The sequence below is a fragment of the Stakelama pacifica genome (assembly GCF_004361835.1).
GTDB lineage: Bacteria > Pseudomonadota > Alphaproteobacteria > Sphingomonadales > Sphingomonadaceae > Sphingomonas > Sphingomonas pacifica.
This window is the reverse complement of the sequence record NZ_SNWD01000004.1, coordinates 253,791-273,029: the sequence shown is the minus strand read 5'-3', so window position 1 is coordinate 273,029 and position 19,239 is coordinate 253,791. Positions and strand designations below refer to the sequence as shown.

General features: G+C 64.2%; 22 protein-coding genes. 14 read left to right on the top strand and 8 right to left on the bottom strand.

Annotation, left to right across the window (positions count from 1 at the left end):
• Positions 1 to 8 precede the first annotated feature (8 nt).
• The 4 genes from cydX (at position 9) to EV664_RS08885 (ending at position 3,117) form a co-directional block, all read left to right on the top strand.
• On the top strand, positions 9 to 125 hold the full coding sequence (cydX, locus tag EV664_RS08900; RefSeq protein WP_133495327.1) for a cytochrome bd-I oxidase subunit CydX: 117 nt from the start codon (positions 9 to 11) through the stop codon (positions 123 to 125).
• 77 nt (positions 126 to 202) lie between these two features.
• A complete protein-coding gene (gene hemN / locus EV664_RS08895) occupies positions 203 to 1,546 on the top strand; it encodes an oxygen-independent coproporphyrinogen III oxidase (protein ID WP_133495326.1) in 1,344 nt (447 codons plus the stop codon).
• Between the two features lie 83 nt (positions 1,547 to 1,629).
• The gene (locus EV664_RS08890) at positions 1,630 to 2,436 is read left to right on the top strand and encodes a universal stress protein (protein WP_229668186.1); all 807 of its coding nucleotides are present in this window, start codon (positions 1,630 to 1,632) and stop codon (positions 2,434 to 2,436) included.
• A gap of 213 nt (positions 2,437 to 2,649) precedes the next feature.
• Entirely contained in the window at positions 2,650 to 3,117 is a 468-nt protein-coding gene (locus tag EV664_RS08885) for a DUF1203 domain-containing protein (RefSeq protein ID WP_133495325.1), read from the top strand.
• A 151-nt stretch (positions 3,118 to 3,268) separates the two neighbouring features.
• Here EV664_RS08885 and EV664_RS08880 read toward each other — a convergent pair whose 3' ends face one another.
• Positions 3,269 to 3,952 (bottom strand): OmpW/AlkL family protein, encoded by a 684-nt coding sequence (locus tag EV664_RS08880; RefSeq protein WP_133495324.1) that lies wholly within the window; start codon positions 3,950 to 3,952, stop codon positions 3,269 to 3,271.
• A 164-nt stretch (positions 3,953 to 4,116) separates the two neighbouring features.
• Here EV664_RS08880 and EV664_RS08875 point away from each other — a divergent pair, with 164 nt between their 5' ends.
• The 6 genes from EV664_RS08875 (at position 4,117) to EV664_RS08850 (ending at position 8,947) form a co-directional block, all read left to right on the top strand.
• Positions 4,117 to 5,592, top strand: coding sequence for a PAS domain-containing sensor histidine kinase (locus EV664_RS08875; RefSeq protein ID WP_268237644.1), 1,476 nt, complete (start codon positions 4,117 to 4,119; stop codon positions 5,590 to 5,592).
• The gene (locus EV664_RS08870; protein WP_133495322.1) at positions 5,589 to 6,209 is read left to right on the top strand and encodes a response regulator transcription factor; all 621 of its coding nucleotides are present in this window, start codon (positions 5,589 to 5,591) and stop codon (positions 6,207 to 6,209) included. The genes EV664_RS08875 and EV664_RS08870 overlap by 4 nt, the downstream gene beginning before the upstream one ends.
• 47 nt (positions 6,210 to 6,256) lie before the next feature.
• Entirely contained in the window at positions 6,257 to 6,631 is a 375-nt protein-coding gene (locus EV664_RS08865) for a response regulator (protein WP_133495321.1), read from the top strand.
• A gap of 201 nt (positions 6,632 to 6,832) precedes the next feature.
• A complete protein-coding gene (locus EV664_RS08860; protein ID WP_342353530.1) occupies positions 6,833 to 7,423 on the top strand; it encodes a MaoC family dehydratase in 591 nt (196 codons plus the stop codon).
• A gap of 49 nt (positions 7,424 to 7,472) precedes the next feature.
• The gene (locus tag EV664_RS08855) at positions 7,473 to 8,222 is read left to right on the top strand and encodes an NUDIX hydrolase (protein WP_133495319.1); all 750 of its coding nucleotides are present in this window, start codon (positions 7,473 to 7,475) and stop codon (positions 8,220 to 8,222) included.
• Positions 8,219 to 8,947, top strand: coding sequence for an extensin-like domain-containing protein (locus EV664_RS08850; RefSeq protein WP_133495318.1), 729 nt, complete (start codon positions 8,219 to 8,221; stop codon positions 8,945 to 8,947). The genes EV664_RS08855 and EV664_RS08850 overlap by 4 nt, the downstream gene beginning before the upstream one ends.
• A gap of 64 nt (positions 8,948 to 9,011) precedes the next feature.
• Here EV664_RS08850 and EV664_RS08845 read toward each other — a convergent pair whose 3' ends face one another.
• Together EV664_RS08845 and EV664_RS08840 are read right to left on the bottom strand one after the other, a co-directional pair.
• Complete coding sequence (locus EV664_RS08845) at positions 9,012 to 9,563, bottom strand: transcription elongation factor Spt5 (RefSeq protein ID WP_133495317.1); 552 nt, start codon at positions 9,561 to 9,563, stop codon at positions 9,012 to 9,014.
• A 206-nt stretch (positions 9,564 to 9,769) separates the two neighbouring features.
• Positions 9,770 to 10,246: a hypothetical protein gene (locus EV664_RS08840; RefSeq protein ID WP_133495316.1), complete on the bottom strand. Its 477-nt coding sequence runs from the start codon at positions 10,244 to 10,246 to the stop codon at positions 9,770 to 9,772.
• A 128-nt stretch (positions 10,247 to 10,374) separates the two neighbouring features.
• Between EV664_RS08840 and EV664_RS08835 the strand changes: the two genes are divergently transcribed.
• On the top strand, positions 10,375 to 12,315 hold the full coding sequence (locus tag EV664_RS08835; protein WP_133495315.1) for a M1 family metallopeptidase: 1,941 nt from the start codon (positions 10,375 to 10,377) through the stop codon (positions 12,313 to 12,315).
• Positions 12,316 to 12,460: 145 nt separating this feature from the next.
• Complete coding sequence (locus tag EV664_RS08830; protein ID WP_133495314.1) at positions 12,461 to 13,015, top strand: CHAP domain-containing protein; 555 nt, start codon at positions 12,461 to 12,463, stop codon at positions 13,013 to 13,015.
• Positions 13,016 to 13,025: 10 nt separating this feature from the next.
• Here the strand turns inward: EV664_RS08830 and msrB are convergent, their stop codons facing one another.
• The 3 genes from msrB to EV664_RS08815 form a co-directional block, all read right to left on the bottom strand.
• Positions 13,026 to 13,511, bottom strand: a complete 486-nt coding sequence (gene msrB, locus EV664_RS08825) for a peptide-methionine (R)-S-oxide reductase MsrB (protein ID WP_133495313.1) — start codon at positions 13,509 to 13,511, stop codon at positions 13,026 to 13,028.
• 96 nt (positions 13,512 to 13,607) lie between these two features.
• Complete coding sequence (locus EV664_RS08820; protein WP_133495312.1) at positions 13,608 to 14,858, bottom strand: ABC transporter permease; 1,251 nt, start codon at positions 14,856 to 14,858, stop codon at positions 13,608 to 13,610.
• Positions 14,855 to 15,772: an ABC transporter ATP-binding protein gene (locus EV664_RS08815; RefSeq protein ID WP_133495311.1), complete on the bottom strand. Its 918-nt coding sequence runs from the start codon at positions 15,770 to 15,772 to the stop codon at positions 14,855 to 14,857. The genes EV664_RS08820 and EV664_RS08815 overlap by 4 nt, the downstream gene beginning before the upstream one ends.
• A gap of 92 nt (positions 15,773 to 15,864) precedes the next feature.
• Here EV664_RS08815 and queG point away from each other — a divergent pair, with 92 nt between their 5' ends.
• On the top strand, positions 15,865 to 16,908 hold the full coding sequence (gene queG / locus EV664_RS08810; RefSeq protein ID WP_133495310.1) for a tRNA epoxyqueuosine(34) reductase QueG: 1,044 nt from the start codon (positions 15,865 to 15,867) through the stop codon (positions 16,906 to 16,908).
• The gene (locus tag EV664_RS08805) at positions 16,905 to 18,080 is read left to right on the top strand and encodes a BaiN/RdsA family NAD(P)/FAD-dependent oxidoreductase (RefSeq protein ID WP_188656389.1); all 1,176 of its coding nucleotides are present in this window, start codon (positions 16,905 to 16,907) and stop codon (positions 18,078 to 18,080) included. The genes queG and EV664_RS08805 overlap by 4 nt, the downstream gene beginning before the upstream one ends.
• Positions 18,081 to 18,089: 9 nt before the next feature.
• On the opposite strand, the gene EV664_RS08800 is transcribed toward EV664_RS08805, so the two are convergent.
• On the bottom strand, positions 18,090 to 18,467 hold the full coding sequence (locus tag EV664_RS08800) for a hypothetical protein (RefSeq protein ID WP_133495308.1): 378 nt from the start codon (positions 18,465 to 18,467) through the stop codon (positions 18,090 to 18,092).
• A complete protein-coding gene (locus EV664_RS08795; protein WP_342353528.1) occupies positions 18,464 to 19,150 on the bottom strand; it encodes an EI24 domain-containing protein in 687 nt (228 codons plus the stop codon). The genes EV664_RS08800 and EV664_RS08795 overlap by 4 nt, the downstream gene beginning before the upstream one ends.
• Between the last annotated feature and the right edge of the window lie 89 nt (positions 19,151 to 19,239).

Sequence of the window (19,239 nt, the reverse complement as noted above, 5' to 3'; positions counted from 1 at the left end):
CATCTGCAATGTGGTATTTCGCATGGATTCTCGGTCTCGGCCTTGCCGTCGGTGTCGCGGTGCTGAACGGCATCTGGCTCGAATTCCATACCGACCCTGCTGAGGACCAGACGGTTCTCGACTGAACTCTCCCACCTAAGGGCGCGTCATTCCCCCCGGGCGATGACGCGCCGCTTCTTTCCCATCGAACAGAGCACGCGCCATGCACCGCTATATCCCCGCACTCGCCGAACGGTCGGCCCCGCGCTACACCAGTTATCCGACCGCAGCGGAGTTCACCCCGACGATCGGCGCGCGCGACCATGGCGAAGCCCTGCACCGGGCAACGGATAGCGGCCCCGCATCGCTCTATATCCATATCCCCTATTGCCAGGCGATCTGCTGGTATTGCGGGTGCAATACCGGCGCGCTGAACCGCGCCGACCGGCTTGATGCCTATCTCGACGCGCTGGGCATGGAGATTGCCGGAACAGCGGCGGTGTTCGGCGGCACGATCGGACGGGTGCATTTCGGCGGCGGTACGCCCAATATTCTGTCCCCCGATCAGTTTTCGCGCCTTGCCGATCTGCTGCGCCGAAACTTTGCGATCGCCTCCAGCGCCGAATGGGCGGTCGAGGTCGATCCGCGCTCTTTCCATCGCGACCATGCAAGCGCCTTTGCCGCCGCCGGTGTCGACCGGATCAGCGTCGGCGCGCAGACCTTCTCTCCGCGCATTCAGGCAGCGATCGGGCGTATCCAGCCGCTGGCCGAGGTTAGCCGGGTGATCGCGCAGGCGCGCGATGCGGGAATCGAGCGGATCAATCTCGACCTGATGTACGGCCTTCCGGGTCAGGCGCTCGACGATATCGCATCGACGCTGGCAGCGGCGCAGACGCTTGCGCCCGACCGGGTGGCGATGTTCGGCTATGCCCATATGCCGCGCCTGTTGCCGCGCCAGCGGCTGATCGACGAAGCCGCGCTTCCCGATGCCGAGTCGCGGTTCTGGCAGCGCGCGCTGGCGCATGACCTGCTGGTCGAGCAAGGACTTGGCGCGATCGGGTTCGATCATTTCGCCCGGCCGTGGGACAGCCTGTCGGTGGCCGCGCGCGAAGGACGGCTGCACCGCAATTTTCAGGGCTTTACCGAGGATGCGGCCACCACGCTGATCGGGCTGGGCGCATCGGCGATCAGCCAGTTTCCCGGTCTGATCGCGCAGAATGAGAAACATGTCGGGCGCTATCGCATGCTCGCCGGAAACGGGCAGGGCTGCACAGTGCGCGGGGTGACACGCGGGCGCGAGGACCGGCTGCGTGGGCAGGTGATCGAGCGGCTGCTGTGCGACAACCGGGTCGATGCGGCAGCGCTTGCCCGCAGCCATGGCCTGCCCGAAAGCGCCGCTGCTCCCGATGAGGCGCTGTTGCGCGAGCTGGAGGACCATGGCGTCATCCGCCGCGAAGCGGGGCAGGTGATCGTGACGCGCGAGGGGCTTCCCTATGCGCGGCTCGCGGCGGCGGCGTTTGACAGCTATCGCAATCCCGGCGCGCGGCGGTTCAGCAAGGCGGTGTGATCCGCTCCGCTGTGTCCGTAACACTACCGATAGTGTCCGGCAAAAGTGCGCCCTAGCCTTTCGATGCTGAATATCGGGAGGTGATGATGAAGAATATTCTGCTTCTGGTTCATGACGATAGCGGTCAGGAGGCGCGGCTTCAGGCGGCGCTGGACGTCACCCGCGCGCTCTCCGGGCATCTGAGCTGTGTCGATGTCGCACTCACCCCGGCCATGGCCGAGGACGGCTTTTCGCCTGCGCTCAGCGCGGTGATGATGGACGAAGAGATCGCGCAGGAAAAGGCCAACCGCAAACGTATCGAGGCGCGGCTGGCGCACGAAGATGTGCTGTGGGATTGCATCGATGCGAGCGGCGATCCGGCGGCGGCGCTTCGCCGGGGCGCGCGGCTATGCGACCTGATCGTGGTCAATTCCGACCTGCGTGCCTTTCCACATCCGCGCCTGTCCGAACTGGCGGGCGAGCTGATCGTCACCTCGGGCAAGCCGGTGCTGGCCGTGCCGCCCGATATTTGCGGGCTGAATGCTTTCGGCCGCGCGATGGTCGCATGGGACGGTTCGCGTGAGGCGGAGGTGGCGCTGCGCTCGGCAGTGCCGCTGCTCGCCCATGCGGGCGGCGTGGTGCTGGTCGAGGTCGAGGACGGATCGGTGAAGCTGCCGGCAGAGGAAGCCGCCGAATATCTTTCGCGCCATGATATCCATGCCACGGTGCGGCGCGAGCCGTGCAACGGCAGCCATGCGGGCGATATCCTGATCGACCGGGTGAAGGCCGATCGGCCGGACTATCTGGTGATGGGCGGGTTCAGCCGTCCGCGCTTTGTCGAGGCATTGTTCGGCGGCGTCACCCGCCAGATGTTCGAACACAGCCCGGTACCGCTGTTTCTGGCGCATTGAGAGAGGCGGTCCGGTGGGCGTGGCGCACCGGACCGCTTGCAGGGCACGGTCTGCCTCAGCGTTGGTGGTGAGGGACGGGAAGTGGACTGTCAGCTTTTGGTCGTAAACTCACCAAAGCTGCCGCGAACCTTTGCATTGGTATTTCAACGCAAGATACGGGAGGCCCTTTCATAACTCCGTTGCTAGACCTGAGGGGAAGCAAGGAGATAGCCAGTGTCATTCCGGATCCAAGGTGTTGCCTCTGCCGGCTTCAGCCATCTTTACGACTTGTCCGATGCAGATCTCCGCACCCATGGCGTGGTTCGCTACGTGGCTGATGCCAAGCCCGGCTTTCCAGACCGAATTGAAATGCGTGACGCTGAACCGGGTGAATCGCTGCTGCTCGTGAATTTCGAGCATTTAAGCGTCGATAGCCCTTATCGTTCATCCCATGCCATTTTTGTGCGTGAGGGGGCCGTCAGACAGTATGACGAAGTAAATACCGTGCCGCAGGTCATGGCATGTCGCCTTTTGTCAGTGAGGGCTTTCGACGCAAACGGCATGATGCAAGATGCTATGCTAGTCGACGGGATCGATGCCGCCAAGGCTTTCAACGAACTACTGGCCGCAGAGACAACCGAATTCCTTCATGTCCATAACGCGATCCGCGGCTGTTACTCCGGACTGGTGGTGCGCGCTTGAAAAGTGCTGGCAAGGAGGTCTGGCCATTTAGGAAACTGCACGGAAACTACCGGAACCTTCTTTAGGATCGAAATCAGTAGACGCGCCTGCCGCTCAGGAAAAAGGGCGACCCGTTGCCGGGCCGCCCTTTTCGTGCCGTAGTGCGCCGCGATCAGAAGCGTGTGCCGATGCCAAGACCGACCACGATCGGGTCGATATGGATGTCGGCGCGGTTGATCGCTCCGTTGGTGTTGAGCTTCGCGGTGGTATCCATATCGATATATTTGACGTCGAGATTGACGAACAGATTCTTCGTCACATCGACATCGATACCCGCCTGAAGGGCATAGCCGAAGCTGTCGTCCATCTTCACGCTGGTCTTGCCGATCGCGCTTTCCAGTTCCTTGCTGGCATCGGTGGAATAGAAGATGGTGTAGTTGACGCCCGCACCGATATAGGGGCGGATCTTCGTGTGCGGCATGAAATGATATTGCAGCGTCAGGGTCGGCGGCAGCACCCACGTGTCGGCGAGCTTGCCCACGCCGGACAGTGTGCCGCGCCCGGTTGCTTCATGCCGCGTGGTGCCGAGGATCAGCTCCGCGCCGATATTGTCGGTCGCCATATAGGTGAAATCGACTTCGGGCATCACGCTGTATCCGACGCCCACCTTACTGCCCGGAAATGCCGGTTCGACAGCAGAGGAGCTTTCGATCGGGGAGACGAGAATGACGCGGGCGCGGGCGAGCACGTCGCCGGCATGGATGCCGACGTCCGTATCGGTCGTCTGCGCCATGGCGGCAGGGGCGAACAGCGCGGTTGCGGCGGCTGCTGCGAATGCGATCGGGATGGTACGCATGGGATTGATCTCCTGTTCTGATGAGAAGCGATTAGGCCCGCTGCGCCGCCGCTACTTTGATCGTTCGCAATATCGCCGATAGGTAGATTTCCGGATGAGGGGGGCGTAAAGCCAGCGGCGGAGCGCGGCGCACAAGGGGACGAACAATCCTTAAATTCCAAAGGGTGATCGCCGGGGAAAGCGATTATGCCATGCTGCTGATCGACGGCGATGGCGTCATCCGATCATGGAATGCGGGCGCGCAGCGCCTGACCGGCTGGCGCGAGGATCAGGCGGTGGGCCAGCCGCTGCATTCGCTGTACCAGCCGGGTGAGGCGGGTGAGCGAGAGGCGCAGGGCGATCTCGACGCTGCGCGCGCGGACGGACGCTGTCGGCACGAAAGCTGGCGCATGCGGCGCGACGGATCGGAATTTCTCGCCGATACCACCACGCTCGCGGTTCCCGACCTGCCGGCGGCGGAAGGGGGCGAGGATGTCATCGCCTTTTGCCAGATCGTCCGCGACATCACGCGCGAAAAGGCCGATCAGAGCGCGCTCAGCCGCAACGACCAGCATCTGCGCTCGATCCTTGCCACCATACCTGAAGCGATGATCGTGATCGACGAGCGCGGGATCATCCTGTCGTTCAGCGCAGCGGCCGAAGCGCTGTTCGGCTATAGCGAGGCGGAGGTGCGCGGGCGCAATGTCGGCATGCTGATGCCGCAGCCCGACCGTACGCGGCACGATTCCTATATCGACCATTATCTGGAAACCGGTGAGAAGCGGATCATCGGGATCGGGCGCGTGGTGCGCGGTCAGCGACGCGACGGAGCGACCTTCCCGATGGAACTGGCGGTGGGCGAAGCGGTCAGCGAGGATTTCCGCATCTTCACCGGCTTTATCCGCGACCTGACGCAGGAGCGCGAGGCCGAGCTGCGGATGGAGGAGCTGCGCTCCGAACTGATCCATGTCTCACGCCTCAGCGCGATGGGAACCATGGCGTCGACGCTGGCGCACGAACTCAACCAGCCGCTGACCGCGATCGCCAATTATCTGGAGGCGGTGCGCGACCTGATCGATGCCGGGACCGCCGATCCCGACCTGGTGCGCGAGGCAGTGAGCGAATCGGCAAGCGAGGCGCTGCGCGCCGGCAATATCGTCCGTCGCCTGCGCGAATTCGTCGCGCGCGGCGAGATCGAGAAGGGCGTCGAGGACCTGAGCGAGCTGATTGCCGGGGCGGGGCGGCTGGGCTTTGCCGGAGTGACCGAGAAGAGCATCCGCGCCTTTCACGAGATCGCGCCCGATCTGCCTCCGGTGCTGGTCGACCGGGTGCAGATTCAACAGGTGCTGGTCAATCTGATCCGCAATGCGGTGGAAGCGGTAAGCGATAGCGACCGCCGCGATATTCGGGTGAGTGCGCGGCGCGCGGAAAACAATATGGTCGAGATCGCGGTAGCCGATACCGGCCCCGGCATCGACCCGAGCATCCGTCCGCGCCTGTTCGAGGCCTTTACGAGCACCAAACAGACCGGCATGGGACTGGGTCTGTCGATCTGCCGAACGATCGTCGAGGCGCATGGCGGACGCATCCGCGCAGAGCCGCGCGATGACGGCGGCAGCATTTTTTCGTTCACGATTCCCAGTGCGGAGGCAAATGAATGACCGAACGGCGTATCATCCACCTTGTCGATGACGAGGAATCGATCCGGCGTTCGGCGGGCTTCATGCTGCGGACCAGCGGCTTCACGGTCGAAACCTATGAATCGGGCGATGCCTTTCTGAAGGTCGCGAAGGACGCGGAGCCGGGCTGTATCCTGCTCGATATCCGCATGCCCGGCATGGACGGGCTGGAGGTGCAGCAGGCGCTGGCCGAGCGCGGTGTGACGATGCCGGTGGTGATGCTGACCGGCCATGGCGATGTCGGCACGGCGGTGCGCGCGATGAAACAGGGCGCGGTCGATTTCCTCGAAAAACCGTTCGAGAAACAGGCGGTGCTCACCGCGATCGACATGGCCTTTGCCCGGCTTCACAAAACGGCGGATGAAGATGTTGCCGAACAGGAAGCGAAGGTGCGGATCGCCCGGCTGACCGCACGCGAACAGGATGTGCTCGCCGGGCTGGTGCGTGGCCATCCGAACAAGACGATCGCCTATGATCTCGGCATTTCGCCGCGCACGGTCGAGGTGCACCGCGCCAATCTGATGACCAAGCTGGAAGTGCGCACGCTTTCCGACGCGCTGCGAATCGCCTTTGCCGCGGGCGTCGATTCGCAACCCTAGGATATTTGCGTATCGCGCGCGGGCGCTGCGTACGCCATTTTGCGCCGATGCCAGATGCTCGCTCCCCTTGCGCCCCCCGGCAATTGCTGCTGATCGAGGATGATGCGAAGGTTCGCCGGTCGCTGCACCTGTTGCTGCAATCGGAGGGCTATGAGGTGCGCTCCTTTGCCGGCGTCCGCGCGCTGCTGGCCGAAGCGGGCGCGCGCGCCGCGCCCTATCTCGTCACCGATTACCGGCTGAGCGACGGCGACGGGATCGGCGTACTCGAAACGCTTCGCGGCGGCGGATGGCAGGGACGCGCGGTGCTCATCACCGGCTTTGCCACCGATATGTTGCGTCAGGCGGCGACGAAATGCGGCTTCCACTGCATCGTCGAAAAGCCGTTTCGCAACCACGAACTGCTCCACGCGCTCGCCGGCTGACACCATGTTGCAATAAGCACGGCTTCCGGGCCAGATCGTCATCGCGAGAAGCGAAGCGACGAAGCGATCCGCCGCCGTCCGTGACGCACTGGATTGCCGCGCCCTTAGCGTGGTTTGCGATCTGATTGCATCAGATCGACCGCTCCAGATGATTGTTTGACGCATTTTCTGAACCGTCAGGTGATTCCACCTGACTGGAAAATGCTCAATGGGGCTCGCAATGACGATCCCGGCACAGATTCCGCTCAATGCACTTCGACATGGACGGCCGCCCCTTGCGGTGTAGCTCCCGCCTTGTCACGAGGGGCGGGACAAGCATCACGCGCGGGAGGATATATGGCGGGTTTGTGGTTCGATGAGCTGGAGGTCGGGCAGATATTCGACCATGCGATCCGGCGCACGGTGACGGAGACCGACAATCTGATGTTCTCCACCCTCACGCATAATCCGGCGCAGCTGCATCTCGACGCCGAATATATGAAGGGCACCGATTACGGCCGGATCATCGTCAATTCGACCTTCACACTCGGTCTGATGGTCGGGGTGTCGGTGGGCGATACGACGCTGGGCACCGCGATCGCCAATCTGGGCTGGGACGAAGTGCGCTTTCCCGCGCCGGTGTTCATCGGCGATACGCTTACCATCCAGACCGAAGTGGCGGAGCTTCGCGAATCGAAATCGCGGCCCAATGCGGGGATCGTGACCTTCATCCATCGCGCCTTCAATCAGGACGGTGTGCTGGTGGGGTCATGCCGCCGCAGCGGGTTGCAGCACAAACGTCCGGTGGCATAAGCGCGCGCCCGGCCTTGCCCCTCGCCCGGCATCGCTTAAATCGGACGCGATGAACGAAGCGCGCACTCCCATTCCGGCGGCGACGTTGGTGCTGATGCGCGAACGTAGCGGCGCCGCGCCGCAACTGCTGTTCGTCGAACGATCGCGCGAATTGCGCTTCGCGGGCGGCGCGGTGGTCTTTCCCGGCGGCAGGGTGGACCCCGCCGACCGCGTACTCGCCGCCGACATCGCCCCCGATCTGGAAGATGGCGCGGCGCGGATCGCGGCGGTTCGTGAAACGCTGGAAGAAACCGGACTCGCCATCGGGTTCGAAACGCGCCCCGACCGGACGGCGGCAGCGCGAATGCGTGCGACGCTGCATGCAGGCGAAGCGCTGGGCACCGCGTTGCAGGGGCGGCTTGCCCTCGACGCGCTGGTCCCCTTTGCCCGCTGGTTGCCCGATCTGCCGCTGTCGCGCGTGTTCGACACGCTGTTCTATCTTGCGCGCTATGACGGTCCCATGGATGCGGCGAGCGTCGATGCGACGGAGAATAGCCGGCTGTTCTGGGCGAGCGCGCAGGAAGTGCTCGATCAGGCCGATCGCGGCGAGGTGCATGTCATTTTTCCCACGCGCCGCAATCTCGAGCGGCTGGCCGGGTTCGACGATTTCGCCGCGGCGGTGGCGGATGCGCGCCGCCATCCGGTCCGCACCATCACGCCGTGGACCGAGCTGCGCGATGGTGAGGAACATCTGTGTATCCCCGCCGGGCTCGGCTATCCGGTCACGTCGGAGCCGGTCAGCGCGGTTCGACGCGGGTGAGGGCGCTTCGCGAAACCATCCGCGCACTGGTGATCCTGTCGGTCGTCGCGGTCGTCGGGCTGGTCGGTTGGGGCTATATCCGCAACCATCCGCAGGATGCGCCGTGGACTGAACTGGACCTTGCCCAAGCACCCGGCATGTTCACCGGGCGCAAACTTGCCGGGCTGACGCAGGATTTCGGGAAGTGCCGCGCGCTGCTCGACCAGGCGGGAGTTCGCTATGCCGTCATGCCCGCGCGCGACGGGGAACATTGCGGCTATGCCGACCGGGTGCGGTTGCAACCGGGCGGGGCGAGCGCGATCCGGTTTCGCCCGGCGGAGCTTCGCACCAGCTGCCCGGTCGCGGCGGCGCTCGCCATGTGGGACTGGAATATGCTGCAACCTGCGGCTGAGGCGCATTTCGGATCGAAGGTCACGCGGATCATCCATCTCGGCAGCTATTCGTGCCGCCGGATGTACGGCAGGGATTCAGGGGCGTGGAGCGAACATGCCACCGCCGATGCGGTCGATGTCGCGGGCTTCGTGCTCGCCGACGGGCGCGAGGTGAGCGTGCTGCGCGACTGGAAGGGCAAGGGCGAAAAAGCGGCGTTCCTGCATCAGGTCCGCGACGGTGCGTGCGAGCTGTTTTCCACCGTGCTCTCGCCCGATTACAACGCAGCGCATCGCGACCATCTGCATCTCGATCAGGCAGAGCGCGGGCAGATGGGCGGCCGCGCCTGCCGCTGAACGATCAGCAGGGGGCTGCCGAACCCGGCTTTGCGACGGGTCCGGCAGAAAGGATCAGCGCGGTTCAGTTGGGCAGCGCGTTGCTGTCGACCTTCTCGACCCAGGACGGGAAGAAGCTCGGCTGCCGCACCGACCAGCCGGATGCGGTGGCGGCGGCTTCGCTGATCGACTGGAGCAGCTTGCGGCGAAGATCGGGGTGCAGCTGCGGCATCGCCGATGCGGCACAGAATGCAGCCGGAAGCCAGGGGCGAACCTCTGCACCGATCAGCCGCTCATAGAGGAAGCGATAGGCGGCAAAAGCGGGGAGCCGCGACTGGCCGAGATCGAATGCCGATACGCTGACCAGCGGCGCGAGAAACGGTTCGACCGCCTCGATCGCGCTGTCATCGGGCACGGTGGCGCGAATATCGGGAAGCCGGTCGTACAGCCGGGCCTGTGCCCGAATGCTTGCCGCTTCGACCACGTCGCGCGACCAGCGCGACAGCGCATCCTCGCGATCGAGCCCGATATCCAGCGACCGCCGGATATAGCGCTGCGTCGCCGCGCTGAAGCTCGCAAATTCCTTCATTTCGGCCAGCGTCATGGCACCGTCCGCAGGTTTCATCCGTGCACTCATAGTCAACTCCACCCCCAGCTTCCTGTCGGGTGTATAGCCGAAGATGGTTAACGCGATGCTGAACCGCTCCGGCAACCCGACCTTTTCATCGCACCACAAGCGCTGTTGCATTGCAACAAATGATGCGACGAACCGATGGCGGCGACATGGATTGTCGTCGCTCTGCCAATTATAGGAAATTATCCTGCGCTGCAGATACTGTAGGATTACTGGGCAGTTAGCCGGACGAGCGCATTCGGTACCCAGCCCGAAAGGCACGACCCCGAATATGCCTGTGGCCGCTCGACCCGCTGTTCCACGCCGCAACGATCCTCGCCCGTTGCCATATCGCCGTTTTCTGCCGGTATGACGACGCCCAGCCAGCGCTGATCGATCGAGCGCGTGCAGATATACATACGCTGCCCGGCGGCCAGCGTGCCGCGCGCTTCGGCCTCGTCAAAGGGCGCGGCGCGTACCGTGATCCGGCGATCCTCCGCCAGCGTCGCGACTCCGCGCGCACCGCAGGCGGCGAAATTGGCGCCGTTCTCTCCGATGCGGACCGGGCGGGCGCCGGGGCTGAGCGGCTGATCCACGCTCGCGTCGCTGATATTGTCGCTTTCCGGCTGGTCAGCGGAGATCGGCGTGCCCGACTGGCAGGCGGAAAGGCAAAGCGGCAGTATCGCCAGCGGCAGGATATATCGCATGCCCCTGATCCTAAACGGCTATGGCGCGGATTTCGAGCGCCTTTGCCGTCGCCTCGCGCTTTGCGTCCTGGCGAGGCATTCGCTAGCGTCATCCATCATTCAGTTATTTCGTGCGAGGGGCACATCCCATGAAACTCCAGATCGTCGGCGCTACTGCGCTTGCCACCGTCCTTGCCGCCTGTTCGGGCGCCACCGGAAATTCTTCCGCCGCGACGCAGAATGTTCAGGAAAGCGCCGCGCCCGCCGTCGCGCCGGTGCTGACCACCCCCGACGCGAAGGATGTGCACAGCTATGCCAACCCCGCCGAGGCGCGGGTGACGCATGTCTCGCTCGACCTCGCCGCCGATTTCGACGCGCATGTGATGCGCGGCACCGCGACGCTCGACCTTAAAACCGCGAAGGATGCGCAGCAGGTGGTGCTCGACACGCGCGACCTGACCATTGCGTCAGTGACGGATGCGCAAGGCCATCCGCTCCCCTATAAGGTCGGCCAGTCCGAACCTAATCATGGTGCGCCGCTGACCATCACGCTCGACGGCAACAAACAGGTGAAGATCACCTATCAGACCTCGCCCGACGCGCCTGCGCTGCAATGGCTTTCCCCTGCCCAGACGGCGGGCAAGAAATATCCCTATCTGTTCAGTCAGGGCGAGGCGATCCTCAACCGCAGCTGGATTCCGACGCAGGACAGCCCCGGTATCCGGCAGACCTGGGACGCATCGATCACCGTGCCCAGGCCGCTGACCGCAGTGATGAGCGCCGAGATGCTGACGCCCGAGGGTGAGGAGGCTTCGGGCGACCGCCACACTTTCCGCTTTCGCATGGACAAGCCGGTTGCGCCCTATCTGATCGCGCTGGCGGTCGGCAATCTGAAGTTCGAGGCGACGGGGCCGCGCACCGGCATCTGGACCGAGCCGGAAATGCTCGACAAATCGGTGAAGGAATTTGCCGAGCTGCCCAAATTCGTCGATGCGGCGGAAAGCCTGTACGGGCCCTATCGCTGGGGCCGCTATGACGTGCTCGTCCTGCCGCCCAGCTTTCCGTTCGGCGGCATGGAAAATCCGCGCCTGACCTTTGCGACGCCGACGGTGATCGCGGGCGACCGGTCGCTGGTCAGCCTGATCGCGCACGAACTGGCGCATAGCTGGTCGGGCAATCTGGTTACCAATGCGACGTGGAACGATTTCTGGCTGAACGAAGGCTTCACCGTCTATTTCGAAAACCGCATCATGGAAAAGCTGTACGGCAAGCGGCGTGCGGCGATGGAGGCCGATCTCGGCTGGAGCGGCATGATGGAGGCAGTGAAGGCGGCGGGCGGGCCGAATTCGCCCGATACCCAGCTTCACCTCAATATGACGAAGGATCGCGATCCCGATGACGGGATGACCGACATCGCTTATGAAAAGGGCGCAGCATTCCTGCGCACGATCGAAAAGACGGTGGGGCGCGACCGGTTCGACAAATATCTGCGCGGCTATTTCGATCGCCACGCCTTCCAGCCGCAGACCACGGCGGGGTTCCTTGCCGATATTCGCAAGAATCTGCTGACCGATGCCGAGGCGAAGGAGATCAACCTCGACCAATGGGCGTATAAGCCGGGCATTCCGGCCAATGCGGTGCATGTGAAATCGGATGCTTTCCCCGCAATGGATATGGCGGCGAAGGAATTTGCCGAGGGCGGACTGGTCGCCTCGGTTCCCGACGATGTGACGACGCAGGAGCGGGTACGCTTCCTCAACCAGTTGCCGCGTGACCTGAGCCATGAGCGGCTGAAGGCGCTCGACGACCGGTTCCATTTCTCCGAATCCGGCAATAGCGAAATCCGCTTCGCCTGGCTGATGCTGGCGTTGGGCGTGCATTATCAGCCCGCCGTTCCGTCGGCCGAAGCGTTCCTGACATCGCAGGGGCGGCGCAAATTCGTCGCACCGCTATTCCAGACGCTCTGGGATCAGGGCGACTGGGGCAAAGCGATCGCGCGGCGCATCTATGCGAAGGCGCGGCCGGGCTATCATTCGGTGACGAGCGGTACGGTCGACAAGATTCTGAACTGGAAGACCGCGCAGAACTGACCTTCGTTCCCCGTTCGGGACGGGTCATCGCCCCCGCAACACGTTTCGTCGGAATTGGTTCCGTCGAAGCGTGGGTGGGGGTTTTGTTTGCCCTATAGGTCTGGTTAACAAGCTTCACCTGATCTTTGCCGAGTGGGGGCAACATATGAATTTCGGACGCTTTGCAGCGCGTTTTGCGCTGACGGGACTGCTTTGCCTTGCGACTTTGGCACCGGCTCAGGCGCGGCACTGGCAGTGCGTTCCCTATGCCCGCGAGCTTTCCGGCATCAATATTCACGGCAATGCGCTGACCTGGTGGGATCAGGCCGCCGGCGTCTATGAGCGCGGCGAAACCCCGCATGTCGGTGCCGTCATGTCCTTCTCCCCCGTCGGCAAGATGCGCCTCGGCCATGTCGCGATGGTGTCGAAAGTGGTGAGCAGCCGCGAAGTCCTTCTGACCCATGCCAACTGGTCGGTGCCCGGCGGGGTCGAGCATGATGTGCGTGCGGTCGATGTGTCGCCGAACAATGACTGGAGCGAAGTGAAAGTCTGGTACGCGCCGATCGGCGATCTGGGCGCGACGACCTATCCGGTCAACGGCTTCATCTATCCGGTTTCGGTTCCCGATGCGAAGGATGCGCAGCAGGCGCTGCCTTATGCCGCACTGCCCCGCCAGCATGTCGACCACGAGGCAGAGCATCTCGTCGCGCTGACCAACTGATCCCTTGCAATCAGGCGGGCGTGAACTGCATCGCCGCGCCGTTCATGCAATAGCGTTTGCCCGTGGGCTTCGGCCCGTCATTGAAGACATGGCCGAGATGCCCGCCGCAGCGGCTGCACAGCACTTCGGTCCGCGTCATGCCCAGCGACCGGTCGCTGCGCGTCACCACAGCGCCCGGCAGCGGCGCATAGAAGCTTGGCCAGCCGGTGCCGCTTTCGAACTTGGTCTTCGACGAAAACAGCTTCTGGTCGCATCCGGCGCACGAAAAAATGCCGCGCCGATGTTCGTCGTTGAGTGGGCTGGAAAAGGGCCGCTCGGTCCCGCCTTCACGCAGGATGCGGAACTGGGTGGGGGTCAGCCGCTGCTTCCATTGCGCTTTGCTGAGGCTTAACGGGAATTTTTCCGCCGCCTGACTTTCTCCTGCAGAGCAGCCGATGGTCAGCGCGGCAAGGCCGGCGCCTGTGAGGCTCAGAAAATGGCGGCGATCCGACGGCATGGCAGTTCCTTTCGCGCGATCAACGGCAAGGCCCGGCGCGCGTTCCGGGTCTTTGTCGTTTGTAGCGCGCGCCGATGAACCCCGGCTGATCGCTGCTCAGGGCGCGGTGGCCGCCACTTCGCGGTCGCGCTTGCGCCGCCAGCGGCGCTTTGCCCCCGCCGATTTGAGCACGCCCATCCGGAACAGCCGCGCGCCGATTGAGATCGATGCCGCCACCCACAGCAATTGCCACCCGATCGCGACCAGATGCGGCCAGAGCGTCGCGGAGCGCGCTGCCTGCCCCATCATCGCGAAGGGCGAACTGAACGGAAATATCCGCGCGATCAGCGATATCGGCGCGTCTGGCAGCGCGACCGAGGCGGAGGCAAGGCCGAGCATCGCCATCTGAAAGATGGTGATCGGCAGCGAGAGCATCTGGATTTCACGCGGGGTGGACGCCTGCGCTCCGATACCCAGAAACACCGATCCCAGCAGCAGATAGGCCATGGTGAAATAAGCGAGGAACAGAATGCCGAATGCGGGTAGCCCGATCGCGGGGCGCATCTCCTGAATCTTCGCAAATGCATCGGCGGGGACGAAGAGCAGCATCAGCCCGGCGAGCCCGCCCCAAAAGGCAATGAACAGCATCGCGACGCCGAACATGCCGATCAGCTTGCCCAGAAACACGCTCTCCAGCCGGACCGATGCGGCGAGGATTTCGATCACCTTGTTCGACCGCTCCTCGGCCATGGTGCCGACCGTCTGCCCGGACAGCATCAGCGTCAGGACGAACAACAGCGTGACTGCGAACACGCCGGTCGCCGATGTCCCGCCGATCGAACTGCCCGCGCGTTTGACATCGACGAAATGCGGCGTGCTGAGCGGTCTGTCGATGCCCGCCGCCCGGTCGCGCGCCGCGCGTTCGGCGACTTCGGCGAGATAGGCGGCGCTGCCCGAATTCTCGTCATGGCGAAGGATGATAGGGCGTTCCAGCGTGCCGTACAGCACGGCGGGCACATCGCGATCCTGCTGCGCCAGCAGCGCGCGCGCCTGTTGCTCGACATGGTTTTGCGGCTTTACCAGAATCAGGTCGGGCGGGGTCGAATCGCCGCGAAACAGGTCGCGCAAATTCTTTTCGGTGGCCGCGAATTGCCGCGCGGTGCTCCCGTCGAGCACGGCATAGATACGCTCCTTCGAATCGGCATTTTTGCCGACCATCCGCCCGCCCATGCCGCCTACCATGCCGAAGCCGATAAAAATGAGCGGCGCGAGCAGGAAGATGAGGAAGGTCGGCGTCGCGACGATCGCCATGAAGTCGCGCCGCGCGATCGTCATTGTGTCGCGGGCCATGCGGGAAAGCGCGTTCATGCCATTTCCTCCACCGTTTTGCGCCCGACAATTTCGACGAACGCCTCGTGCAGGCCGGGGCGCTCGATCGACAGGCCGGAAATGCCGTGCCCTGCCTCGATCAGGCGGACGAGCAATTGTTCAATTCCCTCTTCGGGCAGGGTGAAGCGCCATCCTTCCGCTTCGCGCCGGGCATCGGGGGGCAGGATCGCGGCGATATCGCCTGAATCATGATGCGGTTCGTAGAGTACCCGCATCGGCAGGATCGCGCGCGCATCGGCAACCGTGCCCTCGAACCGGCGCTTGCCCCCGGCGATGACGCAAAGCCGGTCGCACAGCCGTTCGGCATGCGCCATGATATGCGTCGAAAACAGGATCGTCGCGCCGCGATCGCGCTCAGCCAGCACCAGTTGTTCCAGCCGCTCCTGATTGACCGGATCCAGCCCTGAAAAGGGTTCGTCGAGAACGATGAAGCGCGGGCGGTGGACCACCGATCCCAATAGCTGGACGAGCTGCGCCATGCCCTTCGACAATTTGCGGATCTTCATATCGGGCGCATGGCCAAGCCCTGCCGCCTCCATCAGTTCGACCGCGCGCGTCCGGTCGGTCTTCCAGTCGAGCCCGCGCAGCGCGCCCATGAACGCGATCGCGTCCTTGCACTTCATGCCGGGATACAGTCCACGCTCTTCGGGCAGATAACCGACATCGTCGCTGATCTCGCGCGGCGAATCGCTCCCCATCAGCGTGCGATGCCCTGCATCGGGTTCGATAATGCCCAGCAGCATGCGCAGCGTCGTCGTTTTGCCCGCGCCATTGGGGCCAAGCACGCCGTAAATCGCGCCTTTCGGCACGCTAAGGTCGATCCCGTCGACGACGCGCTTGCCGCCGAATTTCTTGACCAGCCCATGCGCTTCGAGCGCCAGTTCCTGCGTCATGCCAACATCCCCCTGCCGTTCCTCAGTTCCGGCACGCAAAGCCCGCGCGCAGAAAAATTCAATTGTCGGCCTGCCCGTGGTAGCGGGGCCGGGTGAGCGAAGACAAGTCACTGGAATCACGAATATTCGAAAAGGCGGCCGAACTGGGGTTTGTCGCCTGCGGCTTCGCGCCCGCGGATGCCGCCCCACGCACTGCCGAGCGGCTTCGCCAATGGCTCGCCGAGGGGCGGCATGGCGACATGATCTGGATGGAGAATCGCGCGCATCATCGCGAAAGCCCGAAGGGGCTGTGGCCCGAAGTGCGCTCGGTGATCGCGCTGGGGATGAGCTACGCCCCCGGCTATGATCCTCTGGCACTTGAAGATGCGGGCGAGCGCGGTCGGATCTCGGTCTATGCGCAGGGCCGCGATTATCACGATATCGTCAAAAAGGCGCTGAAGGCGCTCGCGCGCTGGCTGGTCGAAAATGCCGGCGGCGAACTGAAGGTCTTTGTCGATACCGCGCCGGTAATGGAGAAGCCGCTGTCAGAGGCGGCGGGGCTCGGCTGGCAGGGCAAGCACACCAATCTGGTCAGCCGTGATCATGGCAGCTGGCTGTTCCTCGGCGCGATCTATACCACGCTCGATCTGGCTCCGACCGGGGCGGGGCGCGACAGTTGCGGTTCGTGCGATGCGTGCCAGACGGCGTGTCCGACCGATGCATTCCCTGCGCCCTACCAGCTCGATGCCCGGCGCTGCATTTCCTATCTGACGATCGAATTGCACGGCCCGATCCCGCACGAATTTCGCGAGAGCATCGGCAATCGCATCTATGGCTGCGACGATTGTCTGGCCGCCTGTCCGTGGAACAAGTTCGCCAGGGCCGCAGCCGCGAACCGCGCCTTTCTTCCGCGCGGCGAACTGACCGCGCCGCGTCTTGCCGATCTGCTCGCGCTCGACGATGCGGCGTTTCGCGAAGTGTTTTCGGGTTCCCCGATCAAGCGGATCGGGCGCGACCGGATGGTGCGCAATTGCCTGATCGCTGCCGGGAATAGCGGCGACGCGTCGCTGACCCCCCCGGTGCGCGCGCTGATGGACGATCCCGATCCGGTGGTGCAGGAGGCGGCGCAATGGGCATTGGAGCGACTTCCCGCATGACCGAAACTTTTGACGCGATCATCCTCGGGGCAGGGGGCGCGGGACTGATGTGCGCGGCAATCGCAGGGCAGCGTGGGCGGCGCGTGCTGGTGATCGACCATGCCAATGCGCCGGGTAAGAAAATCCTGATTTCGGGGGGCGGGCGGTGCAATTTCACCAATCTCGGCACCGCGCCCGATCGCTATATTTCCATGAACCCGCATTTCGTGAAATCGGCGCTGGGGCGGTACGGGGCGCAGGACTTTCTCGCGCTGGTCGAACGTTATGGCATCGCCTGGCACGAAAAGACGCTGGGACAGCTATTCTGCGACGGATCGGCGCGGCAGATCGTCGATATGCTGCTCAGCGAGTGCGATCGCGGCGAGGTTGAGCTTCGTGTTGCTGCACCGATCAGCGATGTGGCGCATGGCGACGGGCAGTATCGCGTGACGCATGGCGGGCGCGTGGCACAGGCCCCTGCGCTGGTGATCGCGACCGGCGGGCCGTCGATTCCCAAAATGGGCGCGAGCGGCTTTGCCTATGACCTTGCCCGGCAATTCGGTCTGAAAGTGGTCGAGCCGCGCCCTGCGCTGGTGCCGCTGACGCTGTCAGGGGAGGAGGCGCTGTTCCGCGACCTTGCGGGGGTATCCGCCCCGGTCGTCGCGCGCTGCGGCAAGGCGAGCTTTGCCGAGGCGGCGTTGTTCACCCATCGCGGTTTGTCGGGTCCCGCGATCCTGCAAGTGTCATCCTATTGGTATCCGGGTCAGCCGATCGGGATCGACTTTCTCCCCCGTGCGCCGGAGGACTGGCTGATCGCGGCAAAGCGCGAGCGGCCCCGCGCGACGGTGCAACAGCTTCTCGCGGCACAACTGCCCGACCGGCTTGCAGGGGCGCTTGCCGAACGGCTGGCGCTCACCGGCGGGCTTGCCGATCAGAAGGATCGTGCGCTTGTCGAGGCCGGGCAGCGGCTGTCCGACTGGCGCTTCGTCCCCAATGGCAGCGAAGGTTTTGCCAAGGCGGAGGTGACGGTCGGCGGTATCGACACCGCCGGGCTATCGTCCAAGACGATGGAGGCGCGCAAGGTGCCCGGCCTGTATGCCATCGGGGAAGCGGTGGACGTTACCGGCTGGCTGGGCGGCTATAATTTCCAATGGGCCTGGGCGAGCGGCTGGGCGGCCGGGCAGGCGCTCTGACCGAAAGCGTCAGCGCCCGCCGCCGCGCCGGGTGAGCGCCGCGACACAGCTTGCCCGGTCGATCGGCGCGCCGTTGCGCTGCCGCGCATCGACATGCGCGACGACCGGCACACCGCCGCCGCGGGGGGGGTAGAGATAAGCGTCCAGCACGCAGATATCGCTGCCGAACTGCAATTTACGGCCCATCCCTTCGGTCTGATCGGCATCGGGCGTGCCGAACAGCTTTTCGAGCGAGCGCGCGTCATGGCCGATCACTTTTTCCAGCCCCGCAGTGCTTTCGGTCGGCGTCACTTCCATCCCGCCGCCGGGCCGCGCGCCGGGGATCACGCTGCCGCTGCACCCCGCGACCAGCGCGCCGCCGAACAGAATTGCCGCCAAAGCCTTCATGCCATTGTCTTCCCGTGAAACATATGCGTTGCCATTGCCGCGCCCAGAACCGGCGCGATGAGATTGACGAACGGAACCACGAGCAGCCCCGTCCCGGCAAGCCCCAGAAGCAAGCGCCGCCATCGCGTTGCCGCGCGCCAGTCTCGTATCGCCGACGGACTCATGTGCCGCGCCGCGACCATATCGCCGAGATCGCGGCCCAATAGCCAGCCATTGACGACGAAAAAGGCGATCGCCGTTCCCACGCCGGTCAGCAGCAGCGCGAGATAGACCGGGCTCATCGCCAGATTGACGAGGATCGCGCGACCCGCCGAACCAAGCCCCATCGCGACCGATCGTCCGAACGGCACGTTGCGCGCTTGGGTAAGCGCCTTCGGATAATGCCGCGCCTCGACCGCCTGCACCACCGCATCGGCGAAAATCCCGATCACTGCGATGGCGACTGCGCGGAACAGCAGCCAGATCGCGCCGATCGTGCCGAGCAGCGCGGCAAGCGCCGCCAGCCCTGACCCGGCCGCCCCCAGCGGCTCGGCCAGCACCCGAACGCCGAACCACAGGCCCAGCCCGAGCGCGAGAAAGATCAGCAGGGTGAGCCCAATCGATCCGGCGAGCACCCGAAAAATGGCGGGATCGCCCAACTGGCGGACGGAAAGGAGGAATGCGCGCAACATCTTGGCCGCCACGCTACCGCCCCAGCGCGCCCTGTCCAGCGGTTGCAAGCGACGCGCCCTCCGCCTAGGCGCTAGGGCAAGAAATTTCTTATCCGCTTTTT